Origin of the sequence: Lentilactobacillus parabuchneri DSM 5707 = NBRC 107865, from assembly GCF_001435315.1 — a bacterium.
In the GTDB taxonomy this organism is placed as follows: Bacteria; Bacillota; Bacilli; order Lactobacillales; family Lactobacillaceae; genus Lentilactobacillus; species Lentilactobacillus parabuchneri.
Genome location: NZ_AZGK01000003.1, coordinates 232,886 through 253,967, shown reverse-complemented (window position 1 = coordinate 253,967; position 21,082 = coordinate 232,886). Strand labels below are relative to the sequence as shown.

Sequence of the window (21,082 nt, the reverse complement as noted above, 5' to 3'; positions counted from 1 at the left end):
AACCAATTTAAGATAGAGGATGAAAAATTATGATAACTGCTCACGTTGTTTACGCAACAATTACTGGAAATAATGAAGATATTGCCGACATCGTCACGGAAGCCTTTGAGGACGCCGGCGTCGACGTTAAAGAAACCGAAATTTCCCAGACCGATCCTGCCGCGTTCGAAGATGTCGATATTTGTGTCGTTTGCCCGTACACGTATGATGAAGGCGCGCTTCCTGAAGAAGGAATGGATTTTTATGACGACCTCAGTGAACTGAACCTTAAGGGCAAAGTTTACGGCGTTGCCGGATCCGGGGATGTCTTTTACGAGGAGTTTTACAACACCTCAGTTGACAAGTTTGAAGCAGCATTTGAAAAAACCGGTGCCACCAAAGGTTCAGACAGCATTAAAATTAATTTGGAACCCGATGAAGACGACATCAAAAAGCTTGACCAATTTACAGCCGACTTAATTGAAAAAGCGCAGCAATAGCACCTCGACGTTCTTTAAAGGGACTGTAGCAAATCACATTTTGCCGCAGTCCTTTTAATTTTGCCAAGGGCATCCCCTGTCCGTCGCAAAGCCTACTTTTTGGACCGCTTGATTCGCTTGGCTTTTTTCGGTCTGCTTTTTCGAATCCGTTGCGCTCGTTTCCAGACGGTTTCCAGAGCATCCTGCTGTTCTTGAATTTTGCCCTGGCGAATTTCTTGGATCGCCGCATTGACCACCCCGCCAAATAACATAATGATTCCCGAAAAGTCCAACCAGAACATCAAAACAATGAAGGTTCCAATCGTCTTATAGGCATCGATTCGGTGAGCAAAGAACCGCAGGTAAACGGTGAAGGCCTGAGCCAGTATCATCAATCCCAGCGTCGAAATCAACGCACCAACCCAAATGTAGCGGAATTTGACCTTGGCAGTTGGCACAAAGTAATACAAAAGGCTGAGCAGCAGCCAGGCGATCGCAATGGTCACGGGCCATTTCACCGTCCCAATCAAATTCAGGATCCGATGGGGGACGTTTAATATTGGGTTCAACCATTCAAAAAACATCTGACTGAAAGCAAAAACAATGATTAACAAAACAACGGCTAAGATTAAAACCAGCATCCAAACAAATGAAACCAGGCGATTTGAAATGGCGTTTTGGTTGGCCGCAACGCCGTATGTCTTGTTAATGCTGCGTTGAAATGCCGCAATCGCGCGACTGGCTGACCAAATGGTCACAATTAAACCAACTGACAACTGACTGGCACCGCCACTTTGAAGCGTTGAATTGATGATCGGCTCCAGCATCAAATAGATTCGATCAGGAAATAACGGTCGAATATAGACCTCAACTTCGCTGATTTGAATATGAAACATGTTCAAGACACTACCGATAATAAAAAAGATTGGAAAAATCGACAACAGTGTATAAAAGGCCAGCACAGCCGCAGAATCCGACACGTTTCCGGACGAGTACCGTTTGACGATAATTTCAATGAAGTTTTTGATGGTCACATATGCACGTTTCATAACTTATCGACTTTCTATCTTAGATTGATGAATGGTTGAACTGTTGTTGAATCGCGTTTAAAATTCTGAGTGAGGCATTGCCATCACCATACGGGTTCTTGGCTTCGGCCATCCGCTGATATTCTTTGGGATCATCCAACAGCCGTTCCATTTCGCGCTTAATCACCTTGGGGTCGGTTCCGACTAGTCGTAAGGTTCCGGCCTTGATCCCCTCTGGCCGCTCAGTAGTGTCTCGAAGGACCAGTACCGGCTTCTTCAAAGATGGGGCTTCTTCTTGGACGCCACCTGAATCAGTCATGATAAAGAAGCTTCTGGCAGACATGTTGTGAAAGTCCAACACGTCCAGCGGCTCAATTAAGTGAACCGCTTTGACGCCATCGAACACCTCATGAGCAACTTTTTGAACGGCAGGGCTCAAATGAACCGGATAAACGACTTCCACATCGGGGTGGCTGGCCAACACTTCTTTAATGGCTTCAAAAGTCCGCCGCATTGGGTCACCCTGGTTTTCCCTGCGATGCATGGTCAATAAGATCATCTTTGAATTTTGGTTGAGTTCATCAAATACCGAGTGTTGATAATCGGCCGTCACGGTCTGCTTAAGGGCGTCAATCGCAGTATTTCCGGTCACGTAAATATTTTTGTCAGGATGATTCTCCTTTAAGAGATTATTGCGGCTGAGCTGGGTTGGTGCAAAGTATAAGTCCGCCAGAACATCTGTTAATTGACGATTCATTTCCTCTGGGTAGGGCGATAACTTGTTCCATGTCCGCAAACCGGCTTCAACGTGTCCGACTTTAATTTGGTGATAAAACGCGCTGATGCTTGCCGCAAAGGTCGTGGTCGTATCACCATGAACTAAAATGATGTCCGGATTCGCCTTTTCAATGATCGGGTCCAACTCTGTGATGACCCGAGTCGTAATGTCACTTAGCGTTTGGCCCTGCTTCATGATGTTTAAATCATAATCGGGGTTAATGTGAAAGACCTCAAGAACCTGATCCAACATTTCTCGATGCTGCGCGGTCACCACTGTAATTGGCTGAAATTGGTTTAAATGTTGTTGCATTAACAGGATAATTGGCGCCATTTTAATTGCTTCTGGACGGGTGCCAAAAATCGACATGACTTTGATTGGTTTCATCAATTAATTCTCCTTTATTGTGATTCATTATAGCAAATATGACACGAAACTTAATAACGACTTAATTTTGTAAAAAAATCTCTATGGTATAATTTGTTAGATGTTCAAATTTTTGAAATAGAAGGTGAATCATCATTTTACGTTGACATGCTCTTTACATACTTCAATGTGAGTCCCAAGCGGGCGGCATTGTTCTTGAATTTAGTCAATCCAAACGAATTCAAGCTTACCAACAAAAGGCCACAAAAGCAAAGTCAAAAAGACACGTTATGGAGGAAATATTTTGAAAACGATCAGTCTAATTGTTCCTTGTTTTAACGAGGAGCCAACGGTTGAACTTTTCTACGACACAACAGAAACTGTGTTTGAAAAATTAAACGCATCCCACACAGAGCAGTACCACCCCGACTACCTCTTCATCAACGATGGTTCGGCTGACAAAACACTGGATGTGATGCGCAAATTAAACGCGGCCCATCCGGACGAAGTTCATTACATCTCATTCTCACGAAACTTCGGTAAGGAATCGGCATTTGCTGCCGGGTTAGCCAACGCACACGGAGACTATGTCGCCGTCATGGACGTTGACTTACAGGATCCCCCTGAGCTGTTGTTACAAATGGTGGATATTTTAGAGGACCCCGACCAGGATTACGACGTGGTTGGCTGTGTTCAAACATCACGAAAGCAAAACCCGATCCGGGCATTTCTATCTGCCAGTTTTTATAAAATCATCAATAAGATGTCTAAAGTTCAGATGAAACAAAACGTCCGCGACTATCGCTTGATGAGTCGCAAATATGTCGATGCCATTTTACAGCTGCCCGAATACAATCGATTCAGTAAGGGGCTGTTTTCTTGGGTGGGCTTTAAGACCAAGTACTTGGAATATGAGGGTGTTCCTCGAGCCGCCGGTGAAACCTCTTGGTCACTGATTCAGCTGTTTGAATATTCGATGGAAGCAATTGTCGATTTTTCTGACGTTCCTCTCAAAATGGCGACATTTGTTGGTGGCTTGACGTTTGTCCTTTCGATTATCGGTCTCTTTTTCGTCGTCATTCGAGCCCTGTTCTTTGGTGGTTCGGTTAATGGTTGGGCGTCAATGGTGTCGATCATTTTATTCCTAAGTGGTGTCCAATTGTTCAGTCTTGGAATTTTAGGCACATATGTCGGCAAGATCTATCTGGAAACCAAGCACCGGCCTAAATTTGTGATTGCGGAGAAACGGTAATGATTGAGAAGTTAAAAAGCTTATATAACCAATATCAAGAAGTGATTGCCTATTTATTTTGGGGAGTCTTAACGACTGCAGTCAACATTTTGATTTTTTCCGGGCTGCATTTATTTACCGGGATGAACTACATGATCAATAATTTCATCGCCTGGGTTGTCAGTGTCTTATTCGCCTACTTGACCAACAAAGCATTCGTCTTTCATTCCCCTTCTAAATCATTGGTCAGTGACCTCAAAGAAATGACGTCATTTTTCGGCGGTCGGGTGGCCACTCTGGTGATTGAATGGATCCTGCTTTGGATCGGAATCTCATTGATGCACCAAAATCAAATTTTAGTTAAAATATTTGAAAACGTAGTCGTAATTATTTTGAATTACTTTTGGTCAAAATGGGCCGTTTTCAAAAATAGTACGAACAAGACAACCAAGAATCAACCACGACAAGGACGGTGACGGAAATGCCAATTAACCGACAAGGATTAAGACGGAAACGACAAGAATTTCCAAAGGGCTATTACACAGTCAATGACGGCTTTAAATTATTGGGGATGGCAGTAGTCATGATCGTCATCCTGGCCGTTGTCGCAAAGATGCTGATGTAATAGAGCTGGATAGTGATTTTTGAATTTCTTACATCATAACTAAAAGGGCCTGTCGGCAAAACATAAGTTTTGCTGACAGGTCCCTTAATTTGCAGTCTTATTTAGCCAACGAATGTTCCAGCTGTGTCTGGCCAATCGTCATCAACCAACAGAAGAACCAGTAAATCACCGCAATCGTGATGTAAATCGTCATGTAATCTTGATTTGCACCGGCAACAATCTGAGCGTCCATGAACATTTCACTGACCGTAATCATTGCTGCCAGTGAAGTGCCTTTGAACAGATCAAGTAAAATATTTCCCAACGCCGGAATCGCAATTCGAAAGGCTTGCGGAAAGATAATTTTTGAAATGACCTTTCGATACGGCAAGCCAAGTGAATAGGCTGCCTCCCATTGGCCATAATCAACCGCGCTAAACGACGACCGGTAGACTTCTGATACAAAGGCACTACAGTTAATCGTAAAGGCAATGACGGCCGCAGGAAGCGCGTCGGCTCGAAAGCCAAAGTAAATGATAAACAGCAAGACCAGCATCGGGACCCCACGCATAAACGAGATGAATGCCCGTGCCGGATAATGAAGCCATTTGCGTTTGCTCAGTTGAGCCAACGTCAGAAACAGGCCCAAAATCAACGCCAGAATAAAGCTGATCGCCGTTAACGCAATCGACATCGGAAATCCCGCTAGAATGCGGGGAATCGAACGCACGGCCAGTGGCGCATTGAAAAAATTTGGAATTGACAAATATTTAATGATATCCAACAGCAACGCCACCCCTACTTAATGGTAAAGGTCTTTGAAATGTGAACGTGGGGCTGCTTGGTAACGTCTGCGTGATAGTACTTCTCAGATAACTTCTTGAGGGTGCCATCCTTCTTCAATTCCTTAAGCGCCTTATCAACCTGCTTTTGCAGCTTGGTATTGCCCTTCTTCATCAAAATACCAACACCCTTGCCGTCCTCATTAGTTGTGAAGTACATATTTGGCATAATCTTCAACGTGTTGTTTGGAACAGCAGCCAACGCTAATTTTTGAAGGTAATAATCATTCATGATCAAATCAGTCTTACCCGCTTCAACATCTTTTAGATAAACATCATTTGAAACGTTGTTGTAGTTAACCGTCTTGGCACCTAATTGCTTTGCAAGACGTTGGTAATTGGTCCCTGCCTCGCCAGCAGCTTTTTTGCCTTTAATATCGGCCCATGAATGAATGCCTGAATCATCTTTCTTTCGAACAATAATACTATTAAACGAGTGCTTATATGGCGTCGATAATGCAAATTCCTTTTTCCTTTGTGGCGAAACGGAGAAGTCATTGGCAGCCATATCAGCCTTGCCGGTCTTAACGGCAGTCTCTTGACCATCAACGTTCATTTCCTTAAAGACCACTTTTCTCCCCAATTTCTTCCCGACGGCACGCACAACTTCGACGTCAAAGCCGGTCAGCTTATTCGTCTTTTGATCATGATACGACGTTGGGTAAAGAGTCCCGGATGTGGCAACCGTCAACGGCCCTTTATCAGCCGCCTTCTTCTGGCCACAACCAGTGATAATCAATCCAAATACAGCAATCACACCGAGCAACATTAACCAGCGAAATTTAAATCTGCGCATGAATAATCAACCTCCTAAAGTTTTTGGTACCGTCATCATTATAGGCATGTGAAACCGATTTCACAAGCAGGAAACACAACTGATTTGTGACCGGAATTAAACAGTTAGAAGCTTGATAATTCATTAGTTAACAGTCCCGTCAAAACTAAAAACACCAGCGGTGAACTTAACGTTCGTCGCTGGTGTTTTTGAGGCTTTAAGAGCCTAATTGATTTTTACTGACCCCACCCGGACTCGAACCGGGATCAACCGCTTAGGAGGCGGGTGCCCTATCCAGTTGTGCTATGGGGCCAAAACAACTGCAGGTCAATTTTCTCATTTATCGGCAGTTGTGTAAAGAGGATTATTGTTCTGTGCGTTTATGATGCATCCCTTTTCGCTTGGAATGTTTGTGCTTCTTTTTGCCCTGTGGCTTGATTTGCGGACGCTTGTGGACTGTCTTTTTGGACTCGGACTTAACCGCTTCTTTAGTCCGGGGCTTTGGCGCGTGCCGATCGCTTTGATCATCCAAATTAACCGGTGTATCCGGCCGGGTATCGGAGAGCTGGTTGCCATCGAAATAAATGTTTTTCAGCTCGTAACCATATGGTTTAACCAACTTTTTCAGATCCCGGAGGTCATGATCATCCCCCATATTGATGACCATTCCGTCTTGGTGCATCCGTCCGGTCCGGCCAACCCGGTGAATATAGGTTTTCGGATCAGATGGCAAATCAAAATTCACAACCACTGGTAATTTATCAATGTCCATCCCCCGAGCAGCAACGTCGGTGGTCAATAAGAGGCGAACTTTTCCCTGGCGGAAATCTTTCAATGCCTTTTGGCGAACCGTTTGCCGTTGTTCACTGGTCAGCTGGGCAGCTTCTTTGATGTGGCGATGCGCCAAAAAGCCGGCCACTTTTTGAAGGGTATCCAACTTGTCAAAAAAGACGAGCGCCTTGAAATCCTTCAAGTGGAGAAATCTCAACAGCATCTGGGCTTTCTTCTTGTTGGACACCTCCAACAAAGTATGCGAAACAACGCCGCGGGTATCGTCAATATCAGATACATCATAGGTCTGAATATCTTGAATAAACCAGCGATTGATGTGGGTCAAAAGATCATTCTTGGTCGCAGAAAAGAATCCAAGTGACACTTCGTCCGGGGCCAAATCAACCAAGGTCCGAATTGAGGCCAACGTGTCTTCACTTAACAAATTGTCCGCTTCATCGATGACGATTGCCTGAAGTGAATCGAGTTTTAACTTTCCCAAATCAATCAGGTTCATAATCCGGCCGGTTGTTCCGACAATCACGTTTGGGTGATCTTTCAGCTTATCGATCTGGCGGGAAATGTTGGCACCGCCAATAATCCCCTCGACTGACAAGCCAATCAGCTTCCCCCATTCCAAAAGGACTTTTTGCGTCTGCATTGCCAGTTCGGCAGACGGTTCAATGACCAAAAGCGATAATCCGTCATCCGGTTGAATCTGTTCAAGTAATGGCAGGGCAAAAGCCACTGTCTTTCCTGAACCGGTTGGTGCCAGGCCAACCACGCTTTGGCCGTCTTTAAGGGGCTGGTAGACTGCTTTTTGAATGGCCGTCGGTTGTTGGTAGCCTAATTTTGCTGCATGGGTTTTAAATTCTTCTATCACGTTGTTTCTCCATTTTCTTGGTTAATTCTCTTCGCCGGTAAACGAAATGTGGGCGGACTGCCGCAACTGATAAATCAGCTGATTGACGTAAACACTCAACTGACGCCAGTAGGCATAATCCTTTTGGTTCTGTGAGTGATGCGGATCTTCGATGACGCGGGCAAAATCTTTTGCCTCTGGCAGCATTGGGTTCTCATTAATCGTGTTGCCAATCATCTGTTTATTTTGATCATCATCAATATAGATCACCGCGTTAATTTCGCCGGCATCATCAATTTCAATTAAGTCTTTCAAACCATAAATTTCGGACGTCATATGGGAATTGGTGATTTTTGAAAAGTTCAAGGTTACATTATACTCTGGATAAGTTAAAATTGCTGTTCCCTTGCCGTCAACACCGGAAGTGATCCGTTGTGGGAAGTAAACCGCATCTTCAGGCATTCCGAATAACGCAACCGCATCATAGACGGTGTAGACCCCCAAATCCTGCAAGGCGCCGCCGGCAAACTTCGGCGAGAAGACGTTTGGCACTTCTCCAGCTAAAACCTTATCGTAACGAGACGAATATTTCGAGTAGGTAAATTCTGCTCCCTGAACGGTTTTTAATTCGCCCAATTTCTTTTCAATCGTATGAAAGTTTTCAGTATGAATATTTCTGGCCGCTTCAAAATACAGGACCTGATCGTTTTCATCAAGCAGCTGTTGAATTGCCGCCATTTGCTTTTGGGTGCTGAAAGCGGGTTTTTCGACGATGACATTTTTGCCGGCTTGAATCGCTTTTTTGGCCTGGGCAAAATGAAGGCTGTTGGGCGACGCAATATACACCGTATCAAATGCCCCCTGGGATAAAAATTGGTCGAGGTCGGTGAACGTCTCCTGCGCGCCATTTTTCTCAGCAAAGGTCTTTGCCGTTTCTGCGTGCCTGGAGTAAACGCTGACCAACTCATACCTGCCGGACAATTTAACGGCCTCGACAAATTGCTGGGTAATCCAGTTGGTTCCGATAATCCCTAATTTAATCAATTTAACAACCACCCTTCTTAATTAAATTGTAACAAGGTTTTAACCCAATGAAAACGAAATCAGACACTCTCTGTTATATTTTGCAGGTATACTGGGACTCTAATCTGTATTAAGGGGATGATTTTTTGCGCAAACGCAGCATCTTTATCTTTATGATTTCATTTCTTTTCAGTCTTTTTCATACCCGAAAGGCCCCAAGTCACCAGCCGGATCCAGCCGATCCACTCTTTTTTGTCGGCACTTGGGAATATGTTGATCACAGAAATCGGGTCCACCAAATTGAAATCGGACCAGATCTGAAATTATTGATTGATGGCAAAGACATGTCGGCAAAGGTGTCACTGCTGACAAGATATGAATTATCTTATGTTGACAAGTTTGGCTATAAGTTGGAAATTCGGGGGAACGAAGCCAGACCCATCAAATTTTACGATGAGTCGGAAAACTATACGTACGATCTTAAATCAGCTAACGCAACCAAAAAACTTGAATGACGGCTCACCAATTTGGTGGGTTTTTTGTTTGGCTTGATGTTGACAATTGACCGGGCAGTTGAAGAAATGCCCGATCCGTTAGTCAACATAGCGATGCCACTGGCCCCGATTGCCATTAAAAACTGACATTGGCAGAAAAACCAACTGCCGATCCAATTTAAAGCCCGTCTTGGCATTTGCTTGAATGAAGGTGGCATCCGCGTTTGGCTTTCCTAATTTTCCATCCGTTACCCAAAACTGGGTCTTTGAAGTTGCCTTTAACTTGAGGTTCTTAATCACCTCATGAGAAGCGCAAATCACCACCGGCCGTTTGTAATAGTTCTTTAACAGCAGACTTAAGCGACTCAAGGATTTTCGCGCATTCTGCCAGTGAATTGAATTCGCATCAAACGTGCCATAATACTGCACCTGAATACAAATTGGCAGACTTCCTGTATTGTACTTAACCTGGCGGACGAAATTATTGAACTGAGAAGCCGGTGAACTGGTAAAACTAAAATAGTGATAAACCCCAATCGGTAACTGGGAACCCTGACTACGCTGGAAATTACTATCAAAGCTGTCGTCGGTATACGCGGCTCCCTGAGTCGCTTTTAAATACACGAAGTTGATTCCCTGGCTTTTTAAGCTTTCAAAATCGATGTAGCCATTGCTTTGATCAATGGCAACGCCACGAATTGGATACTTTTTTAACTGCTCATTTTCATGCCATTTGAGAAACAAAAAGCTGACCAAGAAAATGACGACCAACAAAAAAATGCCGAGAACAACCCTGCGCGTGCGTTTACGGCGCTGGTATGTTTCAGCATATATTGGTTGAATATCTCTTCGCTTCATATAAAGGTCATCTCAGTTTCCCGACTAACCGGTATTAGCCGCGAGTACTTTCAATAATATTTTGAACGTTGCGAATCGTATCTTCTGTCGCCGGGCCCATTCGAACCGTTGCCATCATAAACAGTGTGTCAACGATTGCCATTTGGGCGATCAGCGAGTACATCCCCTCTGAACGATAATTGGATTCATCACTTGACGAAATAAACGTGATGTCGCTGTGAAGCGCCAATGGTGAATCGGGGTAGCTGGTGATCCCAATCACTGGGACCTTTCGTTTCTTCAATGTTTCAGCCACTTTCAATGTTTGGCGGTTTTTACCGGAGTGAGAAATGACGATTGCACAATCTTCCTCCCCCAATTTTACAGCTTGCATCAACTGTACGTCAAAGTCCGGATAATAGGCGCATTCAATTGAGGTCCGCAAAAACTTGTGGTAGCCGTCAAGGGCAACCACTGAAGAGCCACCCAAACCAAATAGTCCCAGGCGCCGACAATGGATAATCCTTAATACGGCGCGGGCAAATTCATCTTCATCAATTCCGGTACGGGTGTCTTGAATCGCCCGCTGGCTGCTGTTAAAAATTTTATCGGCGATCGTTCCCAGAGAATCCTGGGCGTCAATATCCTTAAAGATCGGCAGATTCTGTGGTCGCAATTGCGTATAGGCCAATGCCAACGTAAACTCGCGGAAGTTACCGTACCCCAAGGTTTTTACCAAACGGGAGACTGAAGCGGTTGATGTTTCGGTCACCTCGGCCAAATCCTCGATATTAGCCTCCGAGGCAGCCTGTGGATTTTCCATGACGTATTTCGCAATTTTTTTATTGGTTCTGCTTAGATCATCAAACGATTGTTTCAATAATTGGACTGGCGAGCTCATAATGATCACCTTTCATGTATAATAAGTGCTTACTTTGTCTCATTGTAAATATTTTACAACAAATTTCTTGCATTGTGAAATTGTTTTTCATATAATTGTGGTTGCGTTTACAAGCTGGTAAATTCAATGGTCGAAATATTTGAAGTATACCAGTTAAGATGATATTTTTATTTGGAAGCGGTACCGAACCAATGCTTCACGATTGACATTGGTAGAACGACGCAGCGATTATTTTTTACCACGCGATCAGGCTTGTTTCGGCCGTGACTGTCACTAATAAAGAAGGGAAGTTATTGACATGGATTATACGCTAGGTGTTGATATTGGAACAACCAGTGTTAAGACCGTGCTCTACGATGTTAAGGGTAAGGTTCACGGATATTCCAACAATGGATATCCGCTTTATCAAGATACCCCTGATATGGCCGAGGAAGATCCAGAGGAAATTTTCTCAGCGATGTCTGACGGCATTACTGAAGTGATTCGCAAAGCAAATTTAAAGAAAGGAGAATTGAAAGGGATTGCATTTTCTTGTGCCATGCACAGTCTGATTCTGCTTGACGAGGATCACAAGCCGCTGACACGGGCGATTACCTGGGGCGATAACCGCGCCGTCAACTATGCGGATAAGTTAAAGGCCAGCCCCGAAGGCATGGAAATTTACAAGCATACCGGAACACCGATTCATCCAATGACGCCGTTAACCAAGTTAATTTGGCTGAGAAACGATGAAGCTGATTTGTTCAACCAAGCCCGCTGGTTTGTTGGGATCAAGGAGTACATTCTTTATAAATTATTCGGTGTCTTAAAAGAAGATTATTCGATCGCCAACGCAACTGGGATGTTCAACATTTACAACATGGACTGGGACGAACAAGCACTCAAGTTGGCTGGTGTCACTCGTGACCAACTGCCGGAGCTGGTGGATACTACCTACCAACTCAAAGGGATGCATGACGAATACGCTAAGGTTTTGGGAATCGATCCAAACACGCCATTTATCATTGGTGCTTCGGACGGTCCTTTGGCCAACCTGGGGGTTAATGCGATTCAGCCAGGCGTCATCGCCGTTACAATTGGGACTTCCGGCGCTGTTCGGGTCGTCACTGATAAGCCGCACACTGATCCAAAAGCCAGAGTCTTCTGTTATTATCTGGCAAAGGACATGTGGGTCATTGGCGGACCTGTCAATAACGGTGGTGTTGTCTTCCGTTGGGTTCGTGATCAACTCTGTGCCCCTGAAAAGGTGACTGCTGAACAAATGCACATTGATCCGTACGATCTGTTAACAGACATTGCCGCTAAGATTCCAGCCGGATCAGATGGTCTGTTATTCTTCCCATTCCTGGGTGGCGAACGGGCACCAATTTGGGATGCCAACGCTCGCGGATCATTCTTCGGCTTGAACCGTACCCATACTCGAGCCCACATGATTCGTGCCGTTCTTGAAGGGATTGTCTACAACCTTTACACGGTTGCATTGGCCCTTGAAGAAGTTGTCGGCCGTCCAACCAGCATCCAGGCAAGTGGTGGCTTTGCCCGTTCTGCACTTTGGCGTCAAATGTTAACCGATATCTTCGAGCAAGACGTTGCGATTCCCGAAAGTTTTGAAAGTACCGCTCTTGGGGCCGCAACGCTTGGGATGTACAGCCTAGGGTTGATTAACAGCTTAACTGACGTTTCCAACTTTGTCGGCACAACCGTTGTTCACCATCCGGATCCAAAGAATTTCCAAGCCTATCGGGAATTAATCCCAATTTATATCCGCTTAAGTCGTTCACTTCAGCCGGAATATAAGAACATCGCTGAGTATCAACGCCGTCATGAACATGAAGGCGAAGGGGCTAACAAGTCTGAATAGAGTTTGTAATGGTTTTTGTCATTTGAAAGGGGAAAAATTATGATATTAAAGCTACTAGCGCTGTTAATCGGAATCATCTTTTTGCTGGTTCTGATTATCAAGTTCAAGATTAATACCTTCGTTTCGTTGGTATTAACTGCTGTCGTTACTGCGATTATGTTACAAATGCCGCTTGGAAACATCGCCACTTCTGTCACAAACGGTATTGGGAGTCAACTTGGCGAGTTGTCCATGGTCTTCGGCTTTGGTGCCATGTTAGGGCGACTGGTATCGGATTCCGGTGGTGCGTATATGATCGCCGAGACTCTGATTAAACGTTTTGGTAAGAAACGTCTCCAGATCGCCGTTATGCTTGCTTCATTTATTCTTGGTATTGCATTGTTCTTCGAAGTTGGAATGGTTTTACTGGTTCCAATCGTCTTCGCTATTGCCGTTGAAGCCGGCGTTCCAATTCTTTATTTAGGAATTCCAATGGCCGCTGCTTTGTCAGTTACCCACGGATTCTTGCCACCCCATCCAGCACCAGTTGCCATTGCGCAAGTTTTGGGTGCCAACGATGGTAAAGTTCTCTTGTTCGGTTTTGTCATTGCTATTATTGCTGCATATATTGCCGGACCACTTTTCTCACGTGTCGCACAGAAGTATGCGCCTGACGCATTCAATCGTAAAGGTAACTTGTCTTCAATTGGTGAAGTTAAACAATTTACCCCTGAAGAATCACCATCGTTTGGTCTCTCTGTACTAACTGCCCTGTTCCCAGTTATCTTGCTGGCCATTGCCACAATCTATAAGCTAACTGTCAATGGTGGTGTGGATCCAAAGAACCCATCAGCACTTGATTCAATTATTGAATTTATTGGTTCACCAAGTATTGCAATGTTAATTTCATTATTCTTCGCAATGTGGTCCATGGGTTGGAATCGTAAGCGTTCAACTGCTCAAATCATGGAGTCACTTGAAAATGCCGTTAAATCAATCGCCATGCTGCTGTTGGTTATTGGTGGTGGTGGTGCCTTCAAACAAGTACTGATCGACGGCGGTGTTGGTAAAGCCGTTGCTCAACTGTTTATCGGTTCCCCAATTTCACCATTAATTCTTGGCTGGTTAGTGGCCGTTGTCCTTCGGATTGCTTTAGGTTCTGCAACCGTTGCCTCACTGACTGCCGCTGGTATTGTTGCACCACTGATGTCTCAAGCCGGTGTTGACCCCGCTTTGATGGTACTTGCCATTGGTGCCGGTTCACTTGCTGCATCACACGTTAACGATGCTGGTTTCTGGATGTTCAGAGAATATTTCGATTTGACAATTAAACAAACACTTGAGACTTGGACGGTTCTTGAAACAATTATTTCAATTGTTGGTATTATCATGGTTATGGGACTTAACCTGTTGTTCCACTAATCTCAACCACCCACAAGTTTTCTGATAAATGAATTAAGCGGCTGGACAAAACGAAACGTTTTGCCCCAACCGCTTTTTTTGATGCCACGCTTAAGTGACTATTATCTAAATACCCACAGTGTTATACTTTCAATGAAGATTGGAGGCGGTGGAATGAAGACGCTCTCGAAATGGCTCAAAATATACTTACTGAGTGGCTTGTTGTGCTTCATCTTTTGGCTGGGAACCCACTTAAAATCCGCAACTGGTGCCAGCCAATCCTCAATGATGTTTGATTACTATAACGTCATCAATGCCGGTTTGTTCTTCCCAATTTCCGCTTTTTGGCTGAAAACAATTGGCGAGCATGCCGGCCATCAATCCAGTTCGGTTGCAGCGCTTGATCGGGGTGTTAATGGAACCAGCTACTTTTTGGCGATTCAGGCAAGTAACGCCACAATCTTCATTCCTGGTGGCTTTGATTCAGTCCTTTTCCAATGGTTGGGCGCGTTTGTCATTGCCCTGATGAACTATATTTTTGCATTGCCCCTACTTGGATTATTGATACTGTCCAAACTATTTGGCTGGCGTCTGTTTGAACGACTCATTGTCAACTCACAAAAACGTGCTTATACCCACATGTTAAAGGCATCTCATTTCATTCACCCGATTAATCTGGCAGATTTAACGGCAATGGCAACTGATCCCCACGATCAAATTGTGTTTATTGGCCAGGCGGACGACCCTGTTAGTCGAACAGCGGCCCAAATTCTGCTGCCCGCCATTCAGTATAATGCGGTAACCGTTAACTATTTAGATGTTTCTGACATCCCCCAAGAAAAGCTCCGGCAAGTTCTCAACGTCTCAGCGATTCCACCACTCTTTAGAATCACCGGTCCACAATCACTAATTACCATTGATCTCAATCGGATCTCTGAAGCCATTCAACTCGCTGCCGAATCTCCTAGCGTTTCTTGAAGCCAACCAAAAAAGCGTTTTGACCCCAGTTCTCAATGACTGGGATCAAAACGCTTTTCCTGTTTGCTCATATTTATTTAACGACCGGAGTCGTCGTCAGTGCCTTCATTCGCACACCAATCAAATAAACGGCAAACACCTTAATTGAATCGCCTGGAATAAAGGCCAGATTTGACATTAACGAACCCGTCAGCGAAATTGGCGTCACAACCGACAACCAAAGCGAGCCAATTGCATCAACAATCAAGACGGCCGTTATCCAGATGACAATCAGTTGCCCCCCATGAACGGCTCACAATTGGCCTAGAGAGGCCGTAAGCCATCATTGCGGGCGTTATTAGCCAACCCAGCAAATAGCCCGCTGTCGTCCCAATAAAGACCGCTGGCCCTGCTTGACCGCCACTCAGAACTGGAAAGCCAAGAAATGCCAGTAACAAGAACATGAAAACGGCAATCGTCCCCTTTTTGGCACCCAGAACAATGCCGGCAAGCATAATCCCCAGATTCTGCATGACAATTGGCACCGGAATAAATCCTAATGGAATTGGGGGAATCATTCCTATGACAATAATTGCGGCCGTGATTAAGGCCGTTTGGACAATGTCTCGAATCTTCATTTAATGTCACCCTTCAAAAAGGCGGTTAAGCCACTTAAACAAGTCGATTAACCGTCAAATTATTAAAAATGTTAGCCACGGTACTGATTTTCCGGCAAATAGACTTTCGTCACTTCACCACTTGAAATTGTCGCAGTCTGGCCAGAATCTTTTTGAATCACCAACGCACCTTCATGAGTGAAATGATCAGCCACTCCAGTTACCGTTTGATTTCCCATGACAACCTCAACTCGTTTGCCCAGCGTCTCAGAAAGCCTTGCGTACTCCTTGAGAAAGGTGCCGCTCTCATAGGTTTGATACATATAAAAGAAGTTATCAATGATGCTGGCAGCAATTCGATTCTTATCAACTGAACTCTTGGTCACAATTGCGCCGGCCTTTTGTTGAATCTCGGCAGGAAAATTGTCGGAGTCAATGTTGAGCCCAATTCCGACCACAACGCTTTCGTGTGAGCCATCTTCCAGGCTTGTCACGGTCTCGGTCAAAATTCCGCCACACTTCTTATTGTGCACCAAGATGTCGTTAACCCACTTAACCCGGAAATCAGCGTTGGCGAAAAACTGTTTTAACGCCCGCACCACGCTAACGGCTGTGCCTGTGGTCAACAACCCGGAATGAATCGTAATCCGACTGTGAATCGGCAGCAGGATACTCATATAAATGCCACCCTTACTTGGAGAGTAAAAGTGTCTGCCGAGCCGGCCATGGCCTTTGGTTTGTGTATCGGCCAAAAAGACTTGCGGAAGTTCAACCTGATTAGCACTACTGAACTGCTTGGCATAGTCATTCGTTGACGCCACGCTGCTGAAGGTATGGATGTTGACCGGAAGCGTCGTCGTTCGATAATGGTCAATAACTTGACGATTAAACACCCGCGATTTTTGATAAGCATAGCCCAAGCCCTTTTTACTGGAAATCACATGACCGCATTCTTGGAGTTTCAAGATATTGTTGTAGACTGCGGGGCGGCTGATATCAAACTTTTTGGCAAGCGTATTTCCTGAAACGTAACGCCCGTTTGCTTTTAGCAGCGCCATCAAAATTTGGTCTTGGTGATTCATCATTTCCCACCCCACTCAAAACATCGTTAGATCTAAATTAAATGGACACCTTTGTCAACGTATACCACGTCACCGGTCATCCCAGTTGATAAATCACTCATCAAAAAGGCGGCAACATTCCCAATTTCATTGGTTGTGACACTCTTTTGATCAACGGTTCGTGATTCTGATTCCTTTAGCAAGTCACTGTGATGTTTGATCCCAGTAACAGCCAAGGTTTTAACCGCCCCAGCCGAGATGGCGTTCACACGAATGCCGTCACTGCCAAGATCAGAAGCCAAGTAGCGAACGTTGGCTTCAAGTGCAGCCTTGGCAACGCCCATCATGTTGTAATTGGGGATAGCCCGAGTCGACCCAAAATAAGTCAACGTCAAAATACTAGCTGGATTATTCAATACCGGCTGTGCGTAACGGGCAACCGAGATTAATGAATAAGCGCTAATATTTTGTGCTAAATCATAGCCTTCTTTTGTAGTGTTCACCAGACCAGAAGTTAACGTATCCTTGTCTGCAAAGGCAATCGCATGAATGACACCGTTGATTTTGCCATACTTTTGGCCAATTTCTTCAAACGCCTTCGAAACGTTGGCATCATCTGAAACGTCGCACTCAATCAAATCAAGGTCGTCAGGAACGAAACGTTCCAAACTCTTCTTAATGCGATCATTTTGATAAGACAAAATGACTTTGGCACCCTGATCCAAGATTGCTTGGGTACAGCCCCAAGCGATACTGCGTTTATTTGCAACCCCCATAATGACGATTGTCTTTCCATCTAAAAAGCCACTCATATTTGAGCCTCCAAATCTGTTCTTCAACTAAAAATTACGATAACGTTGAACACGGCGTTCAACCAGTTCATCAGCCGGCAGTTCAGCCAGGTGAGAAAACGCATCGTCCAGCATGTCAATCAGCGGGGTCAAATCATCACCGGATTTATATTCATGAATAATTTTATCAATAATACCATCTTTCAATAACGCTTCCGGTGTTAATTTAAGCTCTTCCGCCGCTTCTTGAACCTTGGATGAATCTTTCCACATAATGCTGGCGTAGCCTTCCGGTGAGAGAACCGAGTAGATGCTGTCTTCAAACATCCAGACTCGATCTCCTGTCGCCAAAGCAAGCGCGCCGCCGCTGCCCCCTTCGCCGACAATAATTGTCACGTAGGGAACCTTGAGCTGCATGCCCTGTAAAATGTTTTGCGCCACCGCTGATCCTTGACCATGGTACTCGGATTCAACGTCCGGCCAAGCCCCAGGTGTATTTACCAAGCTCAAAATCGGTCGGTGAAATTTTTCCGCCTGCTTCATCAAGCGAAGCGCTTTACGATACCCCTCTGGCGTTGGACTGCCAAAGTGGCGGGCAATGTTTTCGTCTGTATCTTTACCCTTTTGAATGCCAAACACCGTGATCGGCTTTCCCTTCAACAGGCCAACGCCGCCAATAATCGCCTGATCATCGGCTTCTAAGCGATCGCCGTGAAGTTCGAAAAAGTCGGTCGTCAACCCATGGATAAGTTCACTGGTGCCGATTTTATCCGGTCGGCGAGCTGCCTTAACCCGGTCATATGCAGTTTTATTAACCATATACATTCTCCTTTGTGTGCAGAGAAATCAATTTGGACAACGTCTGCTTCATGTCTTTTCGGGGAACAATCGCGTCAATAAACCCATGATTCATCACGGTTTCAGCGCTCTGAAAGTCCTTTGGCGGCTTTTGCATAATTGTCTGCTCAATCACCCGCCGGCCGGCAAAACCAACCAGTGCGTGGGGTTCAGCTAAAATGATATCGCCCTGCATGGCAAAGCTGGCCGTCACCCCACCAGTGGTTGGGTCGCAAAGTACAACGATATAAAAGAGACCTGCTTGACTGTGTGCTTCAACCGCACTGGATACCTTGGCCATCTGCATCAGAGAATGAATTCCCTCCTGCATCCGGGCACCCCCAGAGGCGGTAAACATGACAACCGGTAAATGCTTTCGAGTTGCCTCTTCAAACAAACGGGTAATCTTTTCACCAGTTGCACTTCCCAAGCTCCCCATGACGAAAAACGGGTCCATGATCCCGACACCAACCTGCTGGTGGTCAAGCGTTCCAATCCCGGTCAAGACACTTTCGTTAATGCCGGTGACCTTCTTGGCTTTTTTGACCTTGGCCAGGTACTTTTCGTCCGTGTAACGATCCGGAATCGTCATTTGCCGATCGATTTCTTCAAAGGAATCAAAAGTGATCTTTGCGCGCCGCTTAGCCGTAATTCGAAATCCGTAGCCACAATTGGGACAGGTTTTGTTTGACCCGGCCCGCAGTGAAAAAAACGTTGCGTGACAAATTGGACATTCGCGGAGAATATGGTCGGGAATACTGTCCATTCGCTTAACTAATTCTTCGTGGCTAGGCATATTAAACCGACTCCGTAACATGGAACCCCTCCTTGTCACTTAAAACATCATTTTCAATAAAACTGGTTGAATAAGTGCCCTGCTTGAACTGATCGGTCCCAATCAAAGCTTTCAAGAAATCTTGATTGGTCTGGATGCCTTCAATTTCAAGTTCGCCTAAAACGCGTTTCATTTTTGCAATCACGGCATCCCGATCATTTAAGTGGACAATCAGCTTGGCAATCATGGAATCGTAAAACGGTGAAATAAAGCTTCCAGCCGTTACCCCGGAATCAATTCGAACACCGAGTGAACCTGCCGGGAAAAGTAATTGACTAATTTGGCCGGGTTGAGGAGCAAAGTTGTTGGCAGGATCTTCTGCGTTCAACCGGCACTCCAACGCATGACCCTTGACAGCGGCATCTGCTTGGCTAAAGGCCAGCTTTTCGCCCGCAGCCACGGCCAGTTGGGCCTTGACCAGTTCGATTCCGGTCACTTCTTCGGTAATCGTGTGTTCGACTTGAAGCCGCGTATTCATTTCCATGAAATAAAAATGGTGCGCGTCGTCCATTAAGAACTCATAAGTCCCCGTGTTGGTATACCCTAATTTCAATGTCGCATTGGCAACAATTTCGCCTAATTGTTTTCGTTCTTCCGGCGAAATCAACAGGCATGGACTTTCTTCGATGACTTTTTGATGATTGCGCTGTAGCGAACAGTCCCGCTCTGGTAAATAAACCACATTGCCAAACGTGTCGGCAATGACCTGCATTTCAACGTGTTTGGCGTGGCGGATCAGCTTTTCAACGTAAATATCTTCGTCATCATAGGAAAGCCGTGCTTCTTGTTGTGTCTGTTCAAAAGCCGCTTGTAAGGCGTCGGGATCGTCAACTTCACGAATGCCCTTGCCACCACCTCCGGCAGCAGATTTTAACAAAACCGGAAAACCGATGTCTTCGGCGACACGTTTGGCCTGAGCGACCGTGCTGACAACGCCATCGCTTCCAGGAATCACCGGAACGCCGGCTCTTTTCATGGCTTCTCTGGCATTTGATTTATCACCCATCAACGAAATCAACTCATGACTGGGACCAATAAACTTAATGTGGCAGGTCTCGCACAGTTCGGCAAACTCCGCGTTCTCGGATAAGAAGCCGTAACCGGGATGAATGGCTTCACAGCCGGTCAAATTAGCCGCACTGATGATTTGGGCCATATTCAAATAAGACTCGCTTGGCTGCGGACCGCCAATACAAATTGCCTCATCAGCCAGGCGAACGAACAAACTGTCCTTATCAACACTGGAATAAACTGCCACGGCGGTAATATTCATGTCGTGGAGTGCCCGGATAATCTGTACGGCGATTTCGCCACGATTGGCAACTAATACTTTTTTAAACATCCGCTCACCTCTATTACTCAACTGCAAAAATTAAATCGGCATCACAAATTTTCTGCCCATCTCGGGTAATTGTTCCGTGACCTAAGCCGATATTGTGCTTGAGCTTTTTTAATTCCACTTCAAACTCTAAGCGATCCCCAGGACGAAAATCGTCTTGGAAAACGGCATCCTTGATACCACCAAAAAAGGCGTTTTTGCCGGAATACTCAGGCATTGACAAAATTGCGGCGACCCCCGTTTGGGCCATCGACTCAATCATAATTGGGCGTGGGACCACCAGATTGTCCGCTTTCTTGTTGGCAAAAAACCATTCGTTAATTGAAATCAATTTGACCGCCTTGGCACTCACACCCGGCTTGACGTCAAGAAACCGATCAATCATCTGGAAGGGATAGCGTTGTGGGATCACATCTTGTACATCTGGTTGCATC

The 21,082-nt window shown here is 45.3% G+C and carries 22 protein-coding genes, 1 tRNA gene and 1 pseudogene; 8 read left to right on the top strand and 16 right to left on the bottom strand.

Annotated elements, in window-relative coordinates:
• Positions 1-29 precede the first annotated feature (29 nt).
• Positions 30-479: a flavodoxin gene (locus FC51_RS05145; RefSeq protein WP_057911082.1), complete on the top strand. Its 450-nt coding sequence runs from the start codon at positions 30-32 to the stop codon at positions 477-479.
• A 92-nt stretch (positions 480-571) separates the two neighbouring features.
• Here the strand turns inward: FC51_RS05145 and FC51_RS05140 are convergent, their stop codons facing one another.
• Positions 572-1,507 carry a YihY/virulence factor BrkB family protein gene (locus tag FC51_RS05140; RefSeq protein ID WP_057911081.1) on the bottom strand — a complete coding sequence of 312 codons (936 nt, stop codon included), beginning with the start codon at positions 1,505-1,507 and terminating at the stop codon, positions 572-574.
• Between the two features lie 19 nt (positions 1,508-1,526).
• Complete coding sequence (wecB, locus tag FC51_RS05135; RefSeq protein WP_057911080.1) at positions 1,527-2,651, bottom strand: non-hydrolyzing UDP-N-acetylglucosamine 2-epimerase; 1,125 nt, start codon at positions 2,649-2,651, stop codon at positions 1,527-1,529.
• Between the two features lie 283 nt (positions 2,652-2,934).
• Here wecB and FC51_RS05130 point away from each other — a divergent pair, with 283 nt between their 5' ends.
• Genes FC51_RS05130 through FC51_RS12430 form a run of 3 tightly spaced genes read left to right on the top strand, consistent with a single transcriptional unit; the run spans position 2,935 to position 4,486 of the window.
• Positions 2,935-3,882 carry a glycosyltransferase family 2 protein gene (locus FC51_RS05130; protein ID WP_057911079.1) on the top strand — a complete coding sequence of 316 codons (948 nt, stop codon included), beginning with the start codon at positions 2,935-2,937 and terminating at the stop codon, positions 3,880-3,882.
• On the top strand, positions 3,882-4,337 hold the full coding sequence (locus FC51_RS05125; RefSeq protein ID WP_057911078.1) for a GtrA family protein: 456 nt from the start codon (positions 3,882-3,884) through the stop codon (positions 4,335-4,337). Before FC51_RS05130 ends, FC51_RS05125 begins: the two co-directional genes overlap by 1 nt.
• A gap of 5 nt (positions 4,338-4,342) precedes the next feature.
• Complete coding sequence (locus FC51_RS12430; RefSeq protein WP_167547572.1) at positions 4,343-4,486, top strand: hypothetical protein; 144 nt, start codon at positions 4,343-4,345, stop codon at positions 4,484-4,486.
• A 97-nt stretch (positions 4,487-4,583) separates the two neighbouring features.
• Here FC51_RS12430 and FC51_RS05120 read toward each other — a convergent pair whose 3' ends face one another.
• The 5 genes from FC51_RS05120 to FC51_RS05100 form a co-directional block, all read right to left on the bottom strand.
• Entirely contained in the window at positions 4,584-5,249 is a 666-nt protein-coding gene (locus FC51_RS05120) for an amino acid ABC transporter permease (protein ID WP_057911077.1), read from the bottom strand.
• Between the two features lie 14 nt (positions 5,250-5,263).
• Entirely contained in the window at positions 5,264-6,103 is an 840-nt protein-coding gene (locus FC51_RS05115) for a transporter substrate-binding domain-containing protein (RefSeq protein WP_057911076.1), read from the bottom strand.
• 219 nt (positions 6,104-6,322) lie between these two features.
• A tRNA-Arg gene (locus FC51_RS05110) sits at positions 6,323-6,395 on the bottom strand.
• 51 nt (positions 6,396-6,446) lie between these two features.
• Positions 6,447-7,736: a DEAD/DEAH box helicase gene (locus FC51_RS05105; RefSeq protein WP_057911075.1), complete on the bottom strand. Its 1,290-nt coding sequence runs from the start codon at positions 7,734-7,736 to the stop codon at positions 6,447-6,449.
• Between the two features lie 21 nt (positions 7,737-7,757).
• Positions 7,758-8,759, bottom strand: coding sequence for a Gfo/Idh/MocA family protein (locus FC51_RS05100; RefSeq protein WP_057911074.1), 1,002 nt, complete (start codon positions 8,757-8,759; stop codon positions 7,758-7,760).
• A 125-nt stretch (positions 8,760-8,884) separates the two neighbouring features.
• On the opposite strand from FC51_RS05100, the gene FC51_RS05095 reads away from it, so the two are divergent.
• The gene (locus FC51_RS05095; protein ID WP_057911073.1) at positions 8,885-9,253 is read left to right on the top strand and encodes a DUF4828 domain-containing protein; all 369 of its coding nucleotides are present in this window, start codon (positions 8,885-8,887) and stop codon (positions 9,251-9,253) included.
• A gap of 78 nt (positions 9,254-9,331) precedes the next feature.
• Here FC51_RS05095 and FC51_RS05090 read toward each other — a convergent pair whose 3' ends face one another.
• Together FC51_RS05090 and FC51_RS05085 are read right to left on the bottom strand one after the other, a co-directional pair.
• Entirely contained in the window at positions 9,332-10,090 is a 759-nt protein-coding gene (locus tag FC51_RS05090) for a GH25 family lysozyme (protein ID WP_057911072.1), read from the bottom strand.
• A gap of 34 nt (positions 10,091-10,124) precedes the next feature.
• Positions 10,125-10,970, bottom strand: a complete 846-nt coding sequence (locus FC51_RS05085; protein ID WP_057911071.1) for a MurR/RpiR family transcriptional regulator — start codon at positions 10,968-10,970, stop codon at positions 10,125-10,127.
• Between the two features lie 298 nt (positions 10,971-11,268).
• On the opposite strand from FC51_RS05085, the gene gntK reads away from it, so the two are divergent.
• The 3 genes from gntK to FC51_RS05070 all read left to right on the top strand — a co-directional run bounded on the left by gntK (position 11,269) and on the right by FC51_RS05070 (position 15,189).
• Positions 11,269-12,831, top strand: a complete 1,563-nt coding sequence (gene gntK, locus FC51_RS05080; RefSeq protein WP_057911070.1) for a gluconokinase — start codon at positions 11,269-11,271, stop codon at positions 12,829-12,831.
• 39 nt (positions 12,832-12,870) lie between these two features.
• Positions 12,871-14,232, top strand: coding sequence for a gluconate:H+ symporter (locus FC51_RS05075; RefSeq protein ID WP_057911069.1), 1,362 nt, complete (start codon positions 12,871-12,873; stop codon positions 14,230-14,232).
• Between the two features lie 153 nt (positions 14,233-14,385).
• Positions 14,386-15,189 carry a hypothetical protein gene (locus FC51_RS05070; protein WP_057911068.1) on the top strand — a complete coding sequence of 268 codons (804 nt, stop codon included), beginning with the start codon at positions 14,386-14,388 and terminating at the stop codon, positions 15,187-15,189.
• A gap of 73 nt (positions 15,190-15,262) precedes the next feature.
• Here the strand turns inward: FC51_RS05070 and FC51_RS05065 are convergent.
• The 7 genes and pseudogenes from FC51_RS05065 to FC51_RS05035 form a co-directional block, all read right to left on the bottom strand.
• A pseudogene (locus tag FC51_RS05065) lies at positions 15,263-15,806 on the bottom strand (biotin transporter BioY).
• Between the two features lie 71 nt (positions 15,807-15,877).
• Positions 15,878-16,870 (bottom strand): biotin--[acetyl-CoA-carboxylase] ligase, encoded by a 993-nt coding sequence (locus FC51_RS05060; RefSeq protein ID WP_057911067.1) that lies wholly within the window; start codon positions 16,868-16,870, stop codon positions 15,878-15,880.
• 29 nt (positions 16,871-16,899) lie between these two features.
• Positions 16,900-17,658 (bottom strand): enoyl-ACP reductase FabI, encoded by a 759-nt coding sequence (fabI, locus tag FC51_RS05055; RefSeq protein ID WP_057911066.1) that lies wholly within the window; start codon positions 17,656-17,658, stop codon positions 16,900-16,902.
• Between the two features lie 27 nt (positions 17,659-17,685).
• Positions 17,686-18,456 carry an acetyl-CoA carboxylase carboxyltransferase subunit alpha gene (gene accA, locus FC51_RS05050; RefSeq protein WP_057911065.1) on the bottom strand — a complete coding sequence of 257 codons (771 nt, stop codon included), beginning with the start codon at positions 18,454-18,456 and terminating at the stop codon, positions 17,686-17,688.
• Positions 18,449-19,291 (bottom strand): acetyl-CoA carboxylase carboxyltransferase subunit beta, encoded by an 843-nt coding sequence (locus FC51_RS05045; RefSeq protein WP_057911064.1) that lies wholly within the window; start codon positions 19,289-19,291, stop codon positions 18,449-18,451. The genes accA and FC51_RS05045 overlap by 8 nt, the downstream gene beginning before the upstream one ends.
• Positions 19,272-20,651: an acetyl-CoA carboxylase biotin carboxylase subunit gene (gene accC / locus FC51_RS05040; protein WP_057911063.1), complete on the bottom strand. Its 1,380-nt coding sequence runs from the start codon at positions 20,649-20,651 to the stop codon at positions 19,272-19,274. Before accC ends, FC51_RS05045 begins: the two co-directional genes overlap by 20 nt.
• A 13-nt stretch (positions 20,652-20,664) precedes the next feature.
• The gene (locus FC51_RS05035; RefSeq protein ID WP_057911062.1) at positions 20,665-21,081 is read right to left on the bottom strand and encodes a 3-hydroxyacyl-ACP dehydratase FabZ family protein; all 417 of its coding nucleotides are present in this window, start codon (positions 21,079-21,081) and stop codon (positions 20,665-20,667) included.
• Position 21,082: the final 1 nt, after the last annotated feature.

Bases quoted from the DNA above. Each gene is read 5' to 3' on its own strand.
- wecB (WP_057911080.1), bottom strand. From the start codon at position 2,651: ATGAAACCAATCAAAGTCATGTCGATTTTTGGCACCCGTCCAGAAGCA.
- FC51_RS05090 (WP_057911072.1), bottom strand. From the start codon at position 10,090: ATGAAGCGAAGAGATATTCAACCAATATATGCTGAAACATACCAGCGC.
- gntK (WP_057911070.1), top strand. From the start codon at position 11,269: ATGGATTATACGCTAGGTGTTGATATTGGAACAACCAGTGTTAAGACC.
- FC51_RS05060 (WP_057911067.1), bottom strand. From the start codon at position 16,870: ATGATGAATCACCAAGACCAAATTTTGATGGCGCTGCTAAAAGCAAAC.
- FC51_RS05035 (WP_057911062.1), bottom strand. From the start codon at position 21,081: ATGCAACCAGATGTACAAGATGTGATCCCACAACGCTATCCCTTCCAG.
- FC51_RS05145 (WP_057911082.1), top strand. From the start codon at position 30: ATGATAACTGCTCACGTTGTTTACGCAACAATTACTGGAAATAATGAA.
- FC51_RS12430 (WP_167547572.1), top strand. From the start codon at position 4,343: ATGCCAATTAACCGACAAGGATTAAGACGGAAACGACAAGAATTTCCA.
- accC (WP_057911063.1), bottom strand. From the start codon at position 20,651: ATGTTTAAAAAAGTATTAGTTGCCAATCGTGGCGAAATCGCCGTACAG.
- FC51_RS05085 (WP_057911071.1), bottom strand. From the start codon at position 10,970: ATGAGCTCGCCAGTCCAATTATTGAAACAATCGTTTGATGATCTAAGC.
- FC51_RS05045 (WP_057911064.1), bottom strand. From the start codon at position 19,291: ATGTTACGGAGTCGGTTTAATATGCCTAGCCACGAAGAATTAGTTAAG.
- FC51_RS05070 (WP_057911068.1), top strand. From the start codon at position 14,386: ATGAAGACGCTCTCGAAATGGCTCAAAATATACTTACTGAGTGGCTTG.
- FC51_RS05125 (WP_057911078.1), top strand. From the start codon at position 3,882: ATGATTGAGAAGTTAAAAAGCTTATATAACCAATATCAAGAAGTGATT.
- fabI (WP_057911066.1), bottom strand. From the start codon at position 17,658: ATGAGTGGCTTTTTAGATGGAAAGACAATCGTCATTATGGGGGTTGCA.
- FC51_RS05140 (WP_057911081.1), bottom strand. From the start codon at position 1,507: ATGAAACGTGCATATGTGACCATCAAAAACTTCATTGAAATTATCGTC.
- FC51_RS05115 (WP_057911076.1), bottom strand. From the start codon at position 6,103: ATGCGCAGATTTAAATTTCGCTGGTTAATGTTGCTCGGTGTGATTGCT.
- accA (WP_057911065.1), bottom strand. From the start codon at position 18,456: ATGGTTAATAAAACTGCATATGACCGGGTTAAGGCAGCTCGCCGACCG.
- FC51_RS05075 (WP_057911069.1), top strand. From the start codon at position 12,871: ATGATATTAAAGCTACTAGCGCTGTTAATCGGAATCATCTTTTTGCTG.